The sequence below is a fragment of the Balneatrix alpica DSM 16621 genome (assembly GCF_000619885.1).
GTDB lineage: Bacteria > Pseudomonadota > Gammaproteobacteria > Pseudomonadales > Balneatricaceae > Balneatrix > Balneatrix alpica.
In genome coordinates this window covers 543,556-559,742 of the sequence record NZ_JHUZ01000006.1, presented here as the reverse complement: position 1 = coordinate 559,742, position 16,187 = coordinate 543,556, and the positions used below count along the sequence as shown (strand labels likewise).

14 protein-coding genes are annotated in these 16,187 nt (G+C 57.4%); 4 read left to right on the top strand and 10 right to left on the bottom strand.

The genetic code is table 11. The annotated features are described in order from the left end of the window. Positions 1 to 40: 40 nt before the first annotated feature. The gene (locus Q334_RS0103090) at positions 41 to 1,390 is read right to left on the bottom strand and encodes a UDP-glucose dehydrogenase family protein (RefSeq protein ID WP_027311922.1); all 1,350 of its coding nucleotides are present in this window, start codon (positions 1,388 to 1,390) and stop codon (positions 41 to 43) included. A 264-nt stretch (positions 1,391 to 1,654) separates the two neighbouring features. Here Q334_RS0103090 and lpxL point away from each other — a divergent pair, with 264 nt between their 5' ends. From lpxL to Q334_RS0103070, 4 genes are read left to right on the top strand one after another with little or no spacing between them, the layout of a single operon-like run. Then, on the top strand, positions 1,655 to 2,581 hold the full coding sequence (lpxL, locus tag Q334_RS0103085; RefSeq protein WP_027311921.1) for an LpxL/LpxP family Kdo(2)-lipid IV(A) lauroyl/palmitoleoyl acyltransferase: 927 nt from the start codon (positions 1,655 to 1,657) through the stop codon (positions 2,579 to 2,581). After that, entirely contained in the window at positions 2,581 to 3,666 is a 1,086-nt protein-coding gene (gene rfaQ / locus Q334_RS0103080; protein WP_211249480.1) for a putative lipopolysaccharide heptosyltransferase III, read from the top strand. The genes lpxL and rfaQ overlap by 1 nt, the downstream gene beginning before the upstream one ends. Continuing rightward, positions 3,663 to 4,769: a glycosyltransferase family 4 protein gene (locus tag Q334_RS0103075; RefSeq protein WP_027311919.1), complete on the top strand. Its 1,107-nt coding sequence runs from the start codon at positions 3,663 to 3,665 to the stop codon at positions 4,767 to 4,769. Before rfaQ ends, Q334_RS0103075 begins: the two co-directional genes overlap by 4 nt. Further along, on the top strand, positions 4,769 to 5,983 hold the full coding sequence (locus tag Q334_RS0103070; protein WP_027311918.1) for an O-antigen ligase family protein: 1,215 nt from the start codon (positions 4,769 to 4,771) through the stop codon (positions 5,981 to 5,983). Before Q334_RS0103075 ends, Q334_RS0103070 begins: the two co-directional genes overlap by 1 nt. Here the strand turns inward: Q334_RS0103070 and Q334_RS0103065 are convergent. Genes Q334_RS0103065 through waaC form a run of 9 tightly spaced genes read right to left on the bottom strand, consistent with a single transcriptional unit; the run spans position 5,962 to position 16,187 of the window. After that, the gene (locus Q334_RS0103065; RefSeq protein ID WP_027311917.1) at positions 5,962 to 7,101 is read right to left on the bottom strand and encodes a glycosyltransferase; all 1,140 of its coding nucleotides are present in this window, start codon (positions 7,099 to 7,101) and stop codon (positions 5,962 to 5,964) included. The genes Q334_RS0103070 and Q334_RS0103065 overlap by 22 nt on opposite strands. Next, entirely contained in the window at positions 7,098 to 8,297 is a 1,200-nt protein-coding gene (locus Q334_RS0103060) for a glycosyltransferase family 4 protein (protein ID WP_027311916.1), read from the bottom strand. The genes Q334_RS0103065 and Q334_RS0103060 overlap by 4 nt, the downstream gene beginning before the upstream one ends. Further along, positions 8,290 to 9,414, bottom strand: coding sequence for a glycosyltransferase family 4 protein (locus Q334_RS0103055; protein WP_027311915.1), 1,125 nt, complete (start codon positions 9,412 to 9,414; stop codon positions 8,290 to 8,292). The genes Q334_RS0103060 and Q334_RS0103055 overlap by 8 nt, the downstream gene beginning before the upstream one ends. Beyond that, positions 9,411 to 11,255, bottom strand: coding sequence for an asparagine synthase (glutamine-hydrolyzing) (gene asnB / locus Q334_RS0103050; protein ID WP_027311914.1), 1,845 nt, complete (start codon positions 11,253 to 11,255; stop codon positions 9,411 to 9,413). Before asnB ends, Q334_RS0103055 begins: the two co-directional genes overlap by 4 nt. Then, the gene (locus Q334_RS0103045) at positions 11,255 to 12,364 is read right to left on the bottom strand and encodes a glycosyltransferase family 4 protein (protein WP_027311913.1); all 1,110 of its coding nucleotides are present in this window, start codon (positions 12,362 to 12,364) and stop codon (positions 11,255 to 11,257) included. The genes asnB and Q334_RS0103045 overlap by 1 nt, the downstream gene beginning before the upstream one ends. Then, a complete protein-coding gene (locus tag Q334_RS0103040) occupies positions 12,364 to 13,377 on the bottom strand; it encodes a glycosyltransferase family 9 protein (protein ID WP_051527481.1) in 1,014 nt (337 codons plus the stop codon). Before Q334_RS0103040 ends, Q334_RS0103045 begins: the two co-directional genes overlap by 1 nt. Next, positions 13,374 to 14,429, bottom strand: a complete 1,056-nt coding sequence (locus tag Q334_RS0103035) for a glycosyltransferase family 9 protein (protein WP_051527480.1) — start codon at positions 14,427 to 14,429, stop codon at positions 13,374 to 13,376. Before Q334_RS0103035 ends, Q334_RS0103040 begins: the two co-directional genes overlap by 4 nt. Continuing rightward, positions 14,426 to 15,196: a glycosyltransferase family 2 protein gene (locus tag Q334_RS0103030; protein ID WP_027311910.1), complete on the bottom strand. Its 771-nt coding sequence runs from the start codon at positions 15,194 to 15,196 to the stop codon at positions 14,426 to 14,428. The genes Q334_RS0103035 and Q334_RS0103030 overlap by 4 nt, the downstream gene beginning before the upstream one ends. After that, positions 15,186 to 16,187, bottom strand: a complete 1,002-nt coding sequence (gene waaC / locus Q334_RS17850) for a lipopolysaccharide heptosyltransferase I (protein ID WP_245593647.1) — start codon at positions 16,185 to 16,187, stop codon at positions 15,186 to 15,188. Before waaC ends, Q334_RS0103030 begins: the two co-directional genes overlap by 11 nt.

Below are 16,187 nucleotides of genomic sequence, written 5' to 3'. Positions count from 1 at the left end.
GGCACATCGCCATCGTTGTGCATAAAAGGGCACGAAGGCATTAGCCTTCATTGGCTGCCGATGAGCGCCCCACCCCCAGATAGCAGAATCCCTGTTCCTGCAACCAGGCAGGGTCATATTGATTACGCCCATCCAAAATTAAGGGTTGCTTAAGGCGCTGCTGGATTTCATTGAAATCAGGCTGACGATACTGTTTCCATTCGGTCACCAGGATTAGCGCTTCGGCCTGATCCAGAACCTGATACTGATCTTCGATAAAGCTCAGCTGGCCATTATCAAACCACTTCGGCGCAAACTCACGGCGTGCGGTAGTAAAGGCCACCGGATCATGGGCACGCACGTTAGCCCCCGCTTCCAGTAAGGCATTAATCAACACGATGGAGGGCGCCTCACGCATATCATCGGTGCCCGGCTTAAAGGCCAGCCCCCATACGGCAAAGGTCCGCCCCTGCAACTGTGCAAAGCGCTGCTGTAACTTACTGAACAGTAGATGTTTCTGCGCCTGGTTACGCTGCTCCACCGCACGTAATAGCCAGGGCTCCAGGCCCGACTGCTCGGCCATATGCACCAGGGCTTTCACGTCTTTAGGAAAACAGGAGCCGCCATAACCGCAGCCAGGGTAAATAAAGTGGTAACCAATACGGGAATCAGAGCCGATCCCCTTGCGTACCATTTCCACATCCACCTGCAACCGCTCACACAGATTGGCAATCTCATTCATAAAAGAGATCTTGGTGGCCAACATGGCATTGGCGGCATACTTGGTCATTTCCGCATCACGCACGCCCATGTAAATGACTTTGTCATGGTTGCGCGAGAAGGAGGCATAGAGCTGCGCCATTAACTTGCGCGCCCGCTCGCTATCGGCCCCGACCACTACCCGGTCTGGACGCATAAAGTCCTCAACCGCCGCCCCTTCTTTGAGAAACTCGGGATTACTGACCACATCAAAGGGTACCTCTACCCCGCGAGCCTCTAACTGGGACTGCACCATGGCCCGTACCTGATCCGCCGTCCCCACCGGCACGGTGGATTTATCGACGATCACTTTATAGTCCTGCAGGTGTTGACCGATCTCTTTGGCCACCGCCAAGACATACTGCAAATCCGCCGAACCATCTTCACCAGGAGGGGTGCCTACGGCGATAAAAATAATGCTGGCACTGGCCATCGCCTCCGGCAAGGAGGTGGTAAATTGCAGCGCACCGGAAGCGATCCCCCGCTCCACCACCGACTCCAGCCCCGGCTCATAAATGGGGATCTGCCCCTGGCGTAGCCGGTCTATCTTGTCTGCATCGATATCGACACAGGTGACCTTGTTGCCCATTTCAGCAAAACAGGCGCCTGTCACCAGACCCACATAACCGGTTCCAACCACTGTAATTCGCAAAGGATCATCCTCTTAGGCTAAAGGTGCCTCTGATAAAACGATTCATTATGCAGCCACCGCTGTGGCTGCCACAGGCTGACGTTCGCTCAACGATGCCAGCTTGCCCATCAACGCTTAGCCAACTTAGTCATCAGGCTACGCCTCGTCATCACCGCACCCATGCCGCGCGTATCTGCGCTGAAAAAAAGGGCGAGACGGGATAAGTAGCCCCTGTGAAACAAGCTCCCTATAATAGCCACTTTTCAGCCTGAACTGTATTCGCCTGTGACTGTCACCTCTTCACACTGGTCTCACTTTCTCCACCCCCGTCACTGGGCCACCTGGCTTGGCCTGGGCCTGCTGGCACTGACTGCGCTGTTACCGGCCTCAGTCGGACTGGCCTGTGGTCGCCTGCTCGGTCGTTTGCTCTATGCCGTGGTCGTCAAGCGGCGGCGGGTCACTCTGGTTAATCTGCAGCTATGCTTTCCGGAGCTCACTGAGCAGCAGCGCCAGCAACTGGCCAAAGACAGCTTTGCCGCTAATGGCATGGGGCTGGTGGAAACCGCCTGGGCCTGGTGGCGCTCCGATGCCTGGCTACGTAAGCGGGTACAAAGCGACTCCCTGGAGGTGCTACAGCAGGCGCTGCAGCAGGGCAATGGTGTGATTCTGCTCAGCGGTCACTTTAGTGCACTGGATCTCGGCGGGCGCTTACTGTCACTGTATTTACAGGACTTTGTCGCCCTCTATCGCCCCCACAATGATCCCTTGATGGAGCACTTTATCTATCGTGGCCGCCAACATTTTTGTGAGCCCGTCGATCGCCGTCAGTTTCTAACCGTGCGTAAACGGTTAAAACACAACAAAGCCATCTGGTACGCCCCGGATCAGGACTTTGGCGCCAAGGGAGCAGTCTTTGCGCCCTTTTTCGGGCAAACCGCCGCCACCATTACCGCTACTTCCCGCTTACCTGCCCTCAATAACAGCCCTGTAGTGCTGTTTGTCCCTCAGCGCCTGCCTGATCAGAGCTACCGCCTGAGCTTCAAATTGCTGGAAGGCTTCCCCAGTGGCGATGAACTCAGTGATGCCAGCCGCATCAACCAGGAGCTGGAGCAGGCCATTCGTCGCTTCCCCGAGCAGTACTTGTGGATGCATAAACGCTTTAAAACCCAACCCGATGGCGAACAAAAGCTTTATAAAGCGGCGAGGTGCTAATGCAGCCAATCGACTTTAGTCAAATCAAGCGGGTGTTAGTCATCAAGCTACGCCACCACGGTGATGTGTTACTCAGCTCGCCGGTGATTGCCTGTCTCAAACAGGCACATCCTCACCTGGAGGTCGATGCGCTGGTCTATCAGGACACGGCGCCGATGCTGCAACTGCATCCCCAGCTCAGTCAGCTGCACTGTATTGATCGGCAATGGAAAAAGTCCGGACTCAAGCACCAACTGCAACAAGAGTGGCGCTTACTGCAACGACTCAAAGACCGAGGTTATGACCTGTTAATACACCTGACCGAAAGCCGCCGGGGCGCTTGGTTGAGCCGTTTGCTAAAACCTCGTTATGCCGTCACCCGCCGCTATCACCACCGTCAGGATCGCTTCTGGAAAAACAGCTTCAGCCACCACTATCAAAGCCCGGGGGGCAATCGCCGCCACACGGTTGAAATGCACCTGGATGCCCTGCGCTGTCTGGGGTTACAGCCATCACTAGCACAACGACGTCTGGTCTTGCAGGCAGGCGAAGAGGCCCAGGCCAGCCTAAAGCGTAAGCTTGAACAGGCCGGTTTAAGCCAACCTTATTTACACCTGCATCCCTGTTCACGCTGGCTGTTTAAATGCTGGGATGAGGCCAAGGTTGCCACCTTACTACAGCGCTTACATCAACAGGGCTGGCCACTCGTGATCAGCGCGGCCCCCGATGCCCAGGAGCTGGCCATGATTGAGCGCATTGAAGCACAAGCACAGATACCGCTGATCAACCTGGCCGGCCAATTAAGCCTGCTTGAGCTGGCTGCCTTAATCGAACAGGCGCGACTCTTTATCGGTGTCGACTCGGTGCCCATGCATATGGCAGCCGCCCTCGGCACCCCCACGGTTAGCCTGTTCGGCCCCAGTGGCGATAAAGAGTGGGGGCCTTGGATGGTGCCACACCGACTGATCACCTCGTCTGCCCACCCCTGCCGTCCGTGCGGCCAGGATGGCTGTGGCAACTCCAAAGTCAGTGACTGTTTACAGCAGCTGGAGGTAGATCAGGTCGAGGCAGCTATTCAGCAATTGCTGCAGGAGCAGCCGGCATGAAGCTGGCTCTCATTCGCCAACATTATCGTCCCGATGGCGGCGCCGAGCGTTTTGTCAGCCGGGCCTTACAGCAACTGGGCCAACAACAAAACCTGGAAGTCAGCATCATTACCCGGGGCTGGGCTAACTCCAGCCAATCCGACTATCAGGTGCTGATCTGCAATCCCGCCAAACGGGGGCGCATTAGCCGGGAGCGGGACTTTGCCGAAGCCGCCATGGCCTTGGTACAGCAGCAAGGGTTTGACTTGGTGCAATCCCACGAACGGATACCAGGCTGCAGCCTGTACCGTGCCGGTGATGGTGTGCATCGTGAATGGTTAAATCAGCGCAGCAAAGTCCTCTCGCCCCTCGCCCGTTGGTGGCAAGAGCACGATCCCTACCATCGTTATGTGTTGGCCAGCGAACGGGCCATGTTTGAACACCCTAACCTTAGGGCGGTGATCTGTAACTCCGAGATGGTGCGTCAGGATATTCTGCGCCATTTTCGTATTGCCCCGGACAAGCTCAGATTGATCTACAACGGGGTGGATCGCCAACGCTTTCATCCAGGTCATCGTCAGGCTGGTCAAACCATCAGGCGCCAACTAGGCATCCCACCCCAGGCGCACTCTTTACTGTTTGTTGGTTCTGGCTTTATGCGCAAAGGCCTGCAAACCCTACTGGAAGCCTTGCCCCTCCTTGAGCGCCACTATCACCTGATAGTCGTGGGTAAGGACAAGCAGCAACGTCAGTACCAACAATGGTGCCAACGCCAGGGGCTGGCGAGTCGAGTCCATTTTGTCGGTGTGCAGCAGGACGTCACGCCCTACTATGGCGCAGCGGATGCCCTCGTCCACCCCGCGCTATACGACCCTTTTCCTAATGTAATCTGGGAAGCCTTGGCCTGCGGTGTACCTGTGTTCACCACCCCCAGCTGTGGCGGTGCCGAATTACTGCTGCAACCTGAACAGGGCAGCGTGTTTGCCACCCTCAATGCAGCCGCCCTGGCGCAACAGCTGCGACAGCTTCCCCCAGTGAGTACCGAGGCACTGTTAGACTCCAATCTGTGCCTGGTTCCACAACAAGCCTTGCTGAACTTATACCAAGAGTTACTGGAGTCCTGATGTCCACCCCCACCTCCTTGGCCCCCCGCTGGATTCAAGCAGTCCTGGGTCTGTTTTTACTGCTGTATTTCCTGCCCATTCCGACTCGTTTTAAAGAACTCAGCAGTATTTTGCTGTTATTAAGCACCCTGGTCTGGCTGTGGCCCCTGCGCCAGCAAGGCCTGTTATTAATCCGCCAGCCTTTGGCCTGGGGACTGGCGTTACTACTCGGCACCCTGGGCTACGCCATTGCCATTTCCCCTGATCCTGGCCAAAGCTGGGCTGAGGCCAAAAATCTCTATGGCATCAAAATCACCCTGACCGCCTTTTGCCTTGCCTGGCTGTTGCAACATCCCCAGCTACAACCGGAAGCCTGCGCCCGTTGGCTGCTGGCTTGCCTTGCTGGCTCAGCCTTGCTGCTAAACGGCTTTAATCTGTGGCAATACTGGCAGGAATACCAACTGCTGGGAGGAGCACCTGAGGACATTTGGGCACATCGCCCTTACTCGGATGCGATGGTGCTGCTACTCCCCTTTATGTTGATGGCTTGGTGGCATGCCAGTACGCGCTCTAGCCAACTGATCTGGATAGGCCTACTGACCCTGCACGGTATTTTACTGCTGGGCACAGGGGCACGCAGTGCCTGGCTAGCGGTCGCGTTCATAGGTCTAGCCTGGTTGCTATTACACCTGAACCGCCGTTTGCTGTTCGCCTCTGCCTTGGTGGCCTTAGCAGGATTGCTGCTAGCCTTCGCTCTTCTACCCGATTATCTGCTCGACCGTTTGACCCAAACCTCCAGCAGCGGACGTACCGGAGGGGGAACCTGGAGTTCCGCCTGGGAGTTAATTCAACAGGCCCCCTGGCAGGGGCACGGCTTTGGCGCCTTTCTCTACGACCAAATTTATAATGCTGCAGCCCCGCTGCATCCCCATTGGCTATTTACAGAGTCCATGGGGCCTCATAATTTGTGGCTTACCCACTGGTTCTATGGTGGCCTACCCTTCCTGCTCGCGACGATGACTTTCTGTGCCATCCTCCTCTATTGCAATGGCCAAGCCTGCCGAGGCCTGCCCCAGCAAAGCTGGCAGCGTTCCCTGCTGTTGGCCATCAGCCTGAGTTTGTTCGGGGGATTTATCGTCAGAGGGCAGTTTGAAACCCCCGAACTGCAATTCTGGGGGGTATTGCTAGGACTCAGCTGGGGCTTACTCAATCGTCAACCTGCCGCTTCCAAATAAAAGCGGCTCAAAGCCTCACTCACCAACGACCAGCTATGCTGGGCCTGCACATAAGCCTGGCCCTGTGCCGCCACTTGGAGGCGCCGAGGATCCGCTAATACCTCACGGATCCGGTTCGCCCAGGCGGCAGTGTTCACCTCCGCTGGCAACAGGTAGCCTGTGTGTCCATCACGCACATATTCCGGCATACCGCCACGGGGGCTGACTAACACCGGACTGCCGCTGGCCATCGCTTCCAACGCCACCATACATAAAGGCTCTTCAAAAATGGAAGGCACGATCGTCAGGCTCGCCCGTTGATAAAGAGCGTACATCTGCTCCGGGCCGAGGCTGCCCAGTAATTGCACCTGCTGGGGATGTTGGGCGGCCAATTGTTTTAACGCCAAACCATAGGCAACTCGTTTATTCGTCGCCTTTCCTTCACTAAAACCACCGGCAATCAACAGGCGAGGAGCGGCAGGCAGCTCAGCCTGTAAGGCTAACACGGCCTGAGCCAACTCCAGCGGACCTTTTTCTGGTGAGATGCGCCCGCCATAGAGTAGGAAGGCCGGCGTTTCAGCAACCTGCAAAGACTGCGGCCAGGGCTGAGGATGACTAGCCAATTGCAAATCCACGCCATTGGTCAACACCTCTACCCGAACTCCAGGCAAACGTTGCCGATACCAAGCAGCCAAATACTCACTCACCGTCAACAACAGTACCCGCTCTGGCAGCGCTGTTACCTCCATCTCATTATGCAAATGGAGAATATAGCGATAGCCGTTACCCAGCTGCCGATACAGAGCCGTCAACAACGCCGGACTATTATGGACATGTACTTGCTCAATCCCCTGTTGACGAATGACCCGCGCCACCCGCCAGGCATAGGAGCAGGGATCCCAGCGCGTCCATTTCTGAAACAGGCGTTTATACAGGCGTCCCATGGCAATACGTTCGATGCGCAGTGCCCCTGTCTGTTCGTAACGGCTATAGCCTGGCGCCTGAATCGAAAAGATCCAGGGCTCTACCTGCTGTAAGCGCAACCCCACCTGGTACATCCACCACTCCACCGCCGCACCATAGCGTGGCGGGACAGGATGAATAGGCGGGGCCACCATGGCTATTTTCGGCTTGTTCATCCTGCCAGCGACCGCTCCATAAACTGCACCATCCCTTGCGCCCGTGCCTGCCAGCTGTACTGCTGGGCCAAAATAGCCGCTTGCTGACCGAGCTGCTGACGCAAGGATTCATCGCCACAGAGGCGGTTGAGTGCTGCACTTAACTCCTGCAACTCCCCCGGCCGACATAGCCAGGCCTGGTGGCCATGGGTCAACACCTCGGTAATGGCAGGCACTGCAGCACTGACAATGGCTTTGCCCATTGCCATGTATTCAAAGAGTTTGAGTGGTGAGGTGTAACGGCTACCGATACTGGTATCCGTCAGTGGCAACAGGCAGATATCCGCCTGCGCGATCAGCTCAAAACGCCGTTGTGGTGCAATCGCACCGAGAAACTGCACCCGGCTCTGCACTCCCAATTGCTGAGCTACATGCTGCAGCGCCTGAATACGCTCGCTACCGCCACCAGCGATCCACAATTGGCCACGCTCCACCTGTGGCAGTGCCTGAATCAGGCTATCCACCCCCTTCCAGGGATGTAGGCTGCCCAGGTACAACATAATCAGCTCAGCCTGGGGCGTTGTTTGCGGCTGTGTTTTGCGTTGGGCTAATGCCTGCTGGGCCAGGGGCCAATCGACACCATCCGCCGCAACATGCAGTGCTGGCGCAGGAGATTGCTGAAAATACGCCTGTTCGATATCGGCACTGAGAAACGGTGTCAGGGTAATCAAACCACGACTGGCACGGTACACCCGCTGCTCGCGTTCACGCAGTGTTTGCCATTTCCGCTGTTGCTTGGCATTCAGGGGCTGATGTTCTTCCCAATAACTCTGGGCAAATAACTCATGGGTCTCAAAAAAGAGGGGGATATCTGGCAAGGCTTGGCTCAGGGCATCCGCCAACTTCAGGTTGCGCACCAATACGGCATCGACCTGATGCTTGGCTAACCAGCGCGCGGCCTGCCAATAGAACAGACGATTAGAACCACTGGGATACCACCAGCGCTGGCGGTAATCGGTCAGGCCCACCACCTCAACCCGCGGGTCCAAGCCACGGCCCAGCACCTGTTCGGCAGCATGGGAAGAGACGGGTGTGACCATGCTGACCTGCACAAATTCGGCCAGCGCATCGACATTCTGCAGAATCTGCATCGCCTCGGGAATCACATCCGGTACGGGGTGAGGGTCCAAATAGGCCAACCGACGTAGCTTAGTCATGCTGCGCCCCTTGCAAGGCTGCTAACAGGCGCTGGGCCGATGCCTGCCAGCTATAGTGCTGGATAATGCGCTGGCGGGCCTGTTGCCCTAAACGCTCACGCAAGGCGGCATCACGGGCCAACGCCGCCATCATGCTGGCCAAAGCCGCACTGTGGCCAGGGGTAAAGAGCAAACCACAGTGGCCTTCATTCCCCACTACTTCTGGAATGCCGCCCACATGACTGGCCACCACCGGCAACGCACAGCTCATCGCTTCAGCGATGGTGATACCAAAGGCCTCATCACCAATACTGGGAAACACTCCCGCATCACAGGCGCTGTAAAACTCGGGCAAACGGTGATGTTCCACCCGGCCATAAAACTGTACTCGCTCCGCCACGCCCAATTGTTGGGCCTGAGCCTGCAGAGCCGCTTTGGCCTCCCCGTCACCAATCAGCAGCAACTTCACTGGTAACCCTTGCAGTTCAGGCTCAGCCAAAGCGGCGATAGCTACCTTCAGCCCTTTCCAGCCCACCAAACGGCCAGCAAAGCCAAATACCACATCCTGCGGCTGATAGCCGAGTTGCTGACGCAAGCCCTGTGCGTCCACCGGGGCAAAATGCTCCACCATCACCCCGTTGTACATCACCTGGGGAAAACACTTGTAGTGATGCTGCAGTTGCCAGGCATTAAAGTGACTGCAGGCCAACCAGGCATCCACACGTTTCGCCAGCCAGCGATCACCACGGAAAAAGTCGGTGCCACCACTCATAAAAGCAAAACGGGTCGGCTGCCCAGCGGGCATTAAACGTGGCCAGAAGAAGTCAAAGGGCTTGGTCAGTACCGCCCAGTCAAACTGCTGGGCAATAAAGTGGGCCTTGGCCTGACGGGCAAAGCTCCAACGCTCCACCAGGCGCTGAAAACGGCTACCGATATCGAGCACCCGTTCACGCGGGGTAAAAGCGAAACGGTGCACCTGCACCGGACGGCCCATTAACTCCGGCTGCAAGGTGCCCTCACCACCATAGACATGCACTTCATGGCCCAAATCAGACAGGGCGATTGCCAATTGCCAGACAGCCGTCTGAATTCCCCCAAAGGAGACTGTTGTGGTCACATCAATAAAGGCTATTTTCATCCCAGCGCATCCTGTAATTGCTGCAGACAGGTATCCAGCAATAACAGCTGCAATACCTGCTCGGCATAGTGCTCCTCTCCCCGCTGATAAGTCGTCACTAGCTGCTGCACGGGAGCGGCGGCAATTTGCCCTTTCGTCAGTCGGCTCAGGCTTCCGCCAAGATCACTGGCGACATTGAGCAGCGGCTGTAACCAGGCGGTGAGAGGCGGATTAAAGCCTCGCTTAGGGCGTACAAAGGGACTATCCGCACCGAGGGGAGCACAGAGTGGCTGTAAGCATTGCTTGGCCGGTTGGCTGAAGCGTTGTGCGGGCGGCAATGCCAATACCTGCTGCACCACCTGGTGATCCAACAAAGGCGAGCGCCCCTCCAACCCCTGGGCCATGGTGGTCAAATCCGCCTTGCGCAAGATGTACTCCGGCAGATAGTTGGCCATATCCAGCTGCAACAGCTGCTGCAAAGGCGTGAGTCCCTGCAGATCCGGCATACGCCAGTAATGGGCTGGGCTAGCCTTGAGCCGCGGCTGCAACGCCCGCCGTTGCGCGGGACTAAAGCCGGAAAAGCGCAAACAATAGGCATCCAACCAACTCAGCCCCAATTCTGTCGCCACCTTCGGCCACCCCTTGTGCGCCAAGCTAGCCGGTGGCCGCAGCGGCAAACGCCAGTTGCCCCGCCACTGACGACGCAGATGCTGACGATAGCGCTTGTAGCCGGCAAAAAGCTCATCGCCGCCATCACCATTGAGAACTACCTTCACCTCGGTGGTGGCCTGCTTAGCCAAATACCACAGCGGCAGACTAGAGGGATCGGCAAAAGGCTCGTCTAAATCCGTCACCAACTGGGCGAAGTCCGCCTCGATCTGTGCCGGCATCTTGACTGCTTGAAAGGGTAAGCCCAACTTCTGCGCCGTCCGCGCAGCGGCCTCGCTTTCATCAAAGTGGCTGCCGGGAAAGGCGGCGGTAAAGGCTTTGATGTTTTGATAACCCTGTGCGGCCAAACGGCAAGCCACCACGGCGGAGTCGACGCCGCCGCTAAGAAAGAGTCCAACCGGACGATCCGCCACGGTGCGCAGGGCAATACTGGTATCCAGTTCCTGGTACAGCTGCTCCAGGCTGGTTGCAGTTGTGCTGGCAGGTTGAGCTTGCCAATAGCAGTGTTTGCTCAGCCGCCTCGTTTGCAGTTCATATTGCAGATAGTGGCCATTCTCCAGACGCTGCACGCCCTGCAACAGGGTCATCGGAGCAGGGATGTAGCGGTGGGCAAGATAGGCATCCACCGCCTGCGGGCACAGCTGACGGGCCTGCTCCGGCAACCAGGGCAATAGGGCACGTAACAGGGAGGCAAAGGCCAAGCCCTGCTCAGAGTGATGGTACAACAGGGGTTTTAAGCCCAGGCGATCGCGCACCAGCCACAACTTGCCCAGACGTAAGTCCAGCAGAGCAAAGGCAAACATGCCCCGCAGCTTCGGCAGCAAGCCAGGCATTCCCCAATGCTGATAGGCACGTAGGATAAACTCCGTATCGGAGCGGGTATGAAAGGGTAGCCCCTGACGTTGCAGGTACGCGGCATCCTCCTCCCAACCATAGACCTCGCCGTTATAGATCAACCAGAGCTGCCCGTCTTCCGAGCGCATCGGCTGATCCGCCAGCGGTCGAGGATCACGAATCGATAAGCGTGCATGCAAAAAAGCCGCGCTAGGAGTCTGCTGCTGAGGTTGCCAGTCACTATCCCAGCCGTGCCACTGTTGTGCATCTGGCCCACGCTGGGCCAGCGCAGCCAACATTGCCTGTAACTGCGCAGGTGAGCTGGGCTGCTGCCCCAGAAAACCGGCAATCCCACACATTAACCCGCTCTCCGGGCAAAACGCTGAAAAATACTCTCCATACGATCCAGCATGGTTTCCAGGCCAAACAGTTGCTGTGCCCGCTGGTAACCTGCCTCGGCCAGCTGTGCCGCCAATTGCGGTTGGCTAAGCAGACGCTGTAGCGCTTGCTCCAACGCCTGATCATCTTTGATAGGGACGATCAGGCCGGTTTGTTCATGTTGTACCGCATCAAGCATGCCACCCACCGCCGTCGTGATCACCGGCAAACCGGTGGCCATCGCCTGCATTACCGCCTGGGATACGCCCTCATCACCGTAGGAAGGCAGGACAAAAATATCCATCGCATTCAACCAACGCTCGGGGTCATCCTGATTGCCACTAAAACGGACCCGCTGCGTCAAACCCAGCTCGGCCACACGACGCTCCAGGTTAGCCCGCTGCGGGCCATCCCCGACGATCAGCAACTGCAAGTCGTCCTGACTGGCAGCCAAGCGACTAAAAGCATCCAGTAAATAGGTATGGCCTTTCCAATTGCGCAGGGTGGCAAGAATGCCTATTACCCGCCCCTCTATGCCTAACTCTGTCTTAATGACTGCCTTGTCACGGGGATAAAAACGCTCAAGGCGTATCCCGGTGGGTACCGATGTCATCGACTCCAGGGCAAAGCCGTTGTGAGCAGCCAAATACTGACGCAGCGGCTCCCCCGTCACCACCACATGCTTGGCTGCACGCTGGTAAAGCCAACGGGTCGTCCAGTGTTGGTTGATCGGTGAAGATACATGGCGAGTACGCACAATAGGGGGCGCATCCGCTAGCGAGGCACAGGCCAGCGCGGTTAACCAGGAATCCGTCGAGCTATGGGTGTTAATCAGATCATATTGATGCCGGCGCGGTGCTAACCACTGCCGTAACGCCCACAGGGCGCTGAGCTTTTTTCGCTCAATGGGTAAAGCCACTACCTCCAGTCCCCGTTCCTGAGCGGCTTGATAGATACGCGCTGCGGCTGGACAAACCAGGGTCAACTGATGGCCTCGTGCCTGCAACCCTTCGGCCTCGGACAAAATGCGCAGCTCCTGTCCGCCCCAGCCACACGAACTTTCGGTGTGCAGAATCCGTAACGAGGTCATCAATGGCTCCTTTGTTCATGTGCAGGTTCAAGCAAACGCAAACAGGCCTGCCATACCTGCTCGACACTGATATCACTCATCGCATGCTCCCCCGGCTGTTGTGCCTGGGGATGAGCAATAACCTGGAGCGCGGGGTGTTCCAATGGTTGCAGCAGCTGTGGAACATGGTGATAAAGCCCCACCATTGGCTTGCCCAGCGCCCCGCGCAAATGGGTCGGTCCAGTATCAGGGCCGACATACAGATCCAAGGCATCAATCAAGGCGGCATTGTGACGAAAATCAAAGGCTGCCACTGCAGAGGCGACTCGTTGTGGCAACTGCGCCAGCAAGGTAGCAGCCTTTTCACTACTTTCCCCACCACCGAGTAACACGATGCCAGCCTCTGGCCACTGGTTGAGTATGCGTTGTGCCAAAGCCAGCCAAGAAGCCAACGGCCAATCCCGATACGCTTTGGTTGGAAAAGATGACAGCTGCAAACCAATGAGGGGGCGCTGACAACGCGGTAGCTGTTGTTGCAACCAAGCCTGCGCCTGGGCCTGCTCGCTGGCAGTGACGCGATAGTGGCAAGCCAAGCCCTGAGGTTGCACCCCCAGAGGTGATAACACCCGTAGACGATCCTGCACAATGTGCATGGGCGCTTGTTGGGTTTGCACCATATCCAAACAGGCCGCCAGCTCAGGCTGCTGCTGCGGCTCTCCCACCAACCAACGACAGTGGCGACGGGCAAATTGAATTTCTACCCGGCTGTGGCCAAATACCACCCCCAGGTCATAACGGGGCCAAGGCCACCAACGCCCTAACTGCAAGCGCCATTTGGGCAGCAGGCGCACACGGTCGATAAAGCCCAACCCCTGCAATACCTGTCCTCTTTGTGGATGTGCCACCACCTCCAACTGCGCGGCAGGATAATGCGCCTTTAACGCCGCTAACGCCGGTGTTGCGGTAAGGGTGTCGCCAAAACGAGCCATTAACACCACTAAGATGCGTTTAGGCTGCAACCATGCTTGCTTCAAGCCAATGCCTCCTGCCTGCCGACCGAGTCCGCTTGCTGCAGTAACGCCTGCCATACCTGCTCGACGCTGATATCCGCGACCTGACGGCTAGGGGCCTGTAATAGCTGGTATGGCACCCCCCAGGGATGCCAGTTAGCAGGATTGGTCTCACCAAACAAGCACACCAGCGGCTTACCCAAGCCAGCTGCCACATGCATCGCGCCACCATCACTGCAGAAAACCTGATCACACAGATCCAGCCCGGCAATCAACTGATCCAGTTGTTGGGTTGGCATCGGCACCACCTGCTCACTGGCCAGAGCCGTTAGAATTGCCTGGGCTTTGCCATCATCCCCTGGATGACGCGGATCATCCTCCGCTCCTGGCGACCAAAACAGCAGAATCTGCCAATCAGGCCGATGCGAGCGCACCTTGCTCAACAAAGCCTGCCACTGCTCCACCGGCCAACGCTGACTGGGTTTGCGTGCGCTGATATGCACCCCCAAGCGTCGAACAGCTGGGGTCAGGCTGGCCAGCAATTGCTGACGCAGCTCAGGGTTAGCACAGATTGTCAGCGGCCCAATGGGTTGCGGTAAGCGATCCTGCTGACCGAGCTGATACACCGATTCAACATGATGCTGCTGTGCCGTCTGACCAGCATCCACTGCTGCGGTCAGATGCTGGCTGTGGCCCTGCTCAGCAGCAAACCCTATCACCTCATCACACCTTAACCAGCGGACAAAGGCTGCTGCCCGGGCAGAGTAGCCAGCCCCAGCCAGATAAACCCGCTGCCAGCGCCGTCGCCGCATGCGCCACAGCGTGGCCAGGGTTTGCCGATAGCAGCCCCAGCGGGATTGTCCCGGAGCACGGTGCTTGGCCTTCTCATAGATATAGAGTTCATCAATGGCGGGGTGGCCCTGCAATACCGGGGCATTATAGGAGTTGACCAGAACCGCCAAGTGCGCCTGGGGATAGCGCTGACGCAGTCCCGTTAGCAGCGGGGTCGTGCATACCAGGTCACCGATATTGTCACGGCGAATCACCAGGATATTCCGCACGGAGTCACTACTCACATCGCGCTCCTTTTTCCCGCTCGCACCTTGGCGTATTTAATAAAGCTGTTGAAGCAACCAATGCTGATGTGAACCAAGCCTGGCACCCCATCACGGAAACCCTGCCGCAGCAGATAAAACTTAATAAAACGTAATAGCGGACTGAGTAGTAGCTTGGCCGCACTGACCTGCTTACCCTGCCGCAACAGTTGCTCAGCCTGCAGGCTGGTATAACGATTTTGCTTATCCAGGTACTGTGCCAGGGTTTCTTCTGACTCGTGCAATAGGTCACCCTGCAGGCGCCCAGGCTTTAATCCGCTTTGACTGGCCACCACCTTTTCATGCACGGCATCCAGGCTCCACTGCCATTGACGCCGATCAAACAGGCGCAGACACCAATCGGGGTAGCCCTCACCATGGCGCAGCCAACGCCCCATAAAACGGTTGCAACGGGGCAGTTCATAGCCACTGTGCAGCGGTTGGCGCAGACACTGTTGGATCGCTTGGGCAAGCTCTGCACTCACCCGCTCATCCGCATCAATACAGAGCACCCAGTCTGCCCGGGCCTGTTGCACCGCCAGGCGCTTTTGTCGGCCATAGCCTAGCCAATCCTGATGAATGAAACGCACCCCCAGACGCTCACAGAGCTGTTGACTGCCATCCTGGCTGCCAGAATCCACCACCAGGATCTCATCGCAGAATGCCAGGGAGCGGATACAGGCCTCCAGATTATGGGCTTCATTCAGGGCAATAATGACCGCCGACAGGGGAAGGGTTTCAGTGCTCATCGTCATCCTTCTGCTCACTGCTATAGGCCAGCAAGGGCTGCAACGCCGTCCATAGACGCTGTGGGGTAAGGGGGGCAAATATTTGCGGCTCCACTTCATCCGCAACCGCTGGCAATTGCCGCGCTACCAATGCATGTTGACGCTGGCCATAGCCCCCCACCAAGCCAGGCTCGGTGGGGCCAAATAGCATCAGATTAGGCACATTCATCGCCGCCGCCAGGTGGGCCAAACCAGTATCCACGGAAATCACCGCACGGGCACCCTGTAATTGCTGTGCCAGCCCGGTCAGGTTCATTTTTTCCAGCACCTGAATATGGGGCAAACCAGCTGCTAAGCGCTCGGCCCGCTGGCGTTCGGACTCCGTCACCCAAGGCAGACGCAATACCAGCCCCTGCTGATCACACTGCTCACAAAGCTGGCGCCAATATGCTTCTGGATAATGTTTATCCGCCCGGGTTGTCGCATGAAAGCCGAGTAAATAATCGGCGGGCTGCCAGGGGAAACGCTGATTTAAACCGGCATCACCCTGCGCGCTGGGCAGGGTGTAGTTCAGGGCCTGGGCAAATAGCTGCCGAGTCCGCTCCACCGCATGTTGCCCCTTCGCCACGCTGAGGGGATGCTGATAGCAATAACTCGCCAAGGGTTCACGGGCGCTGTGACGATCCAGGCCATAACGAGGGCCACGGGCCTGACAAGCAACCAGTAAGGCGCTTTTTAACAGTCCCTGGGCATCCAGCACAGCATCGTAGTGTTTGGCCCTCAGCCAACGACGGTATAGTTGCCATTGGTGCCAGGTTTGCCGCTGTAAGAGATGCTTGCGCCAACGGCGAATCGCCACTGGGATGACCTCCGCCACCGCTGGATGCCAGGCCGGGATTTCCGCAAACGCCTCTTCCACCACCCAATCGACCTGCAGCTCAGGGATGGCAGCCAGGGCATCGGTCAGCGCCGGTAAGGTGTGGATAACATCCCCCATGGAGGAGGTTTTCAC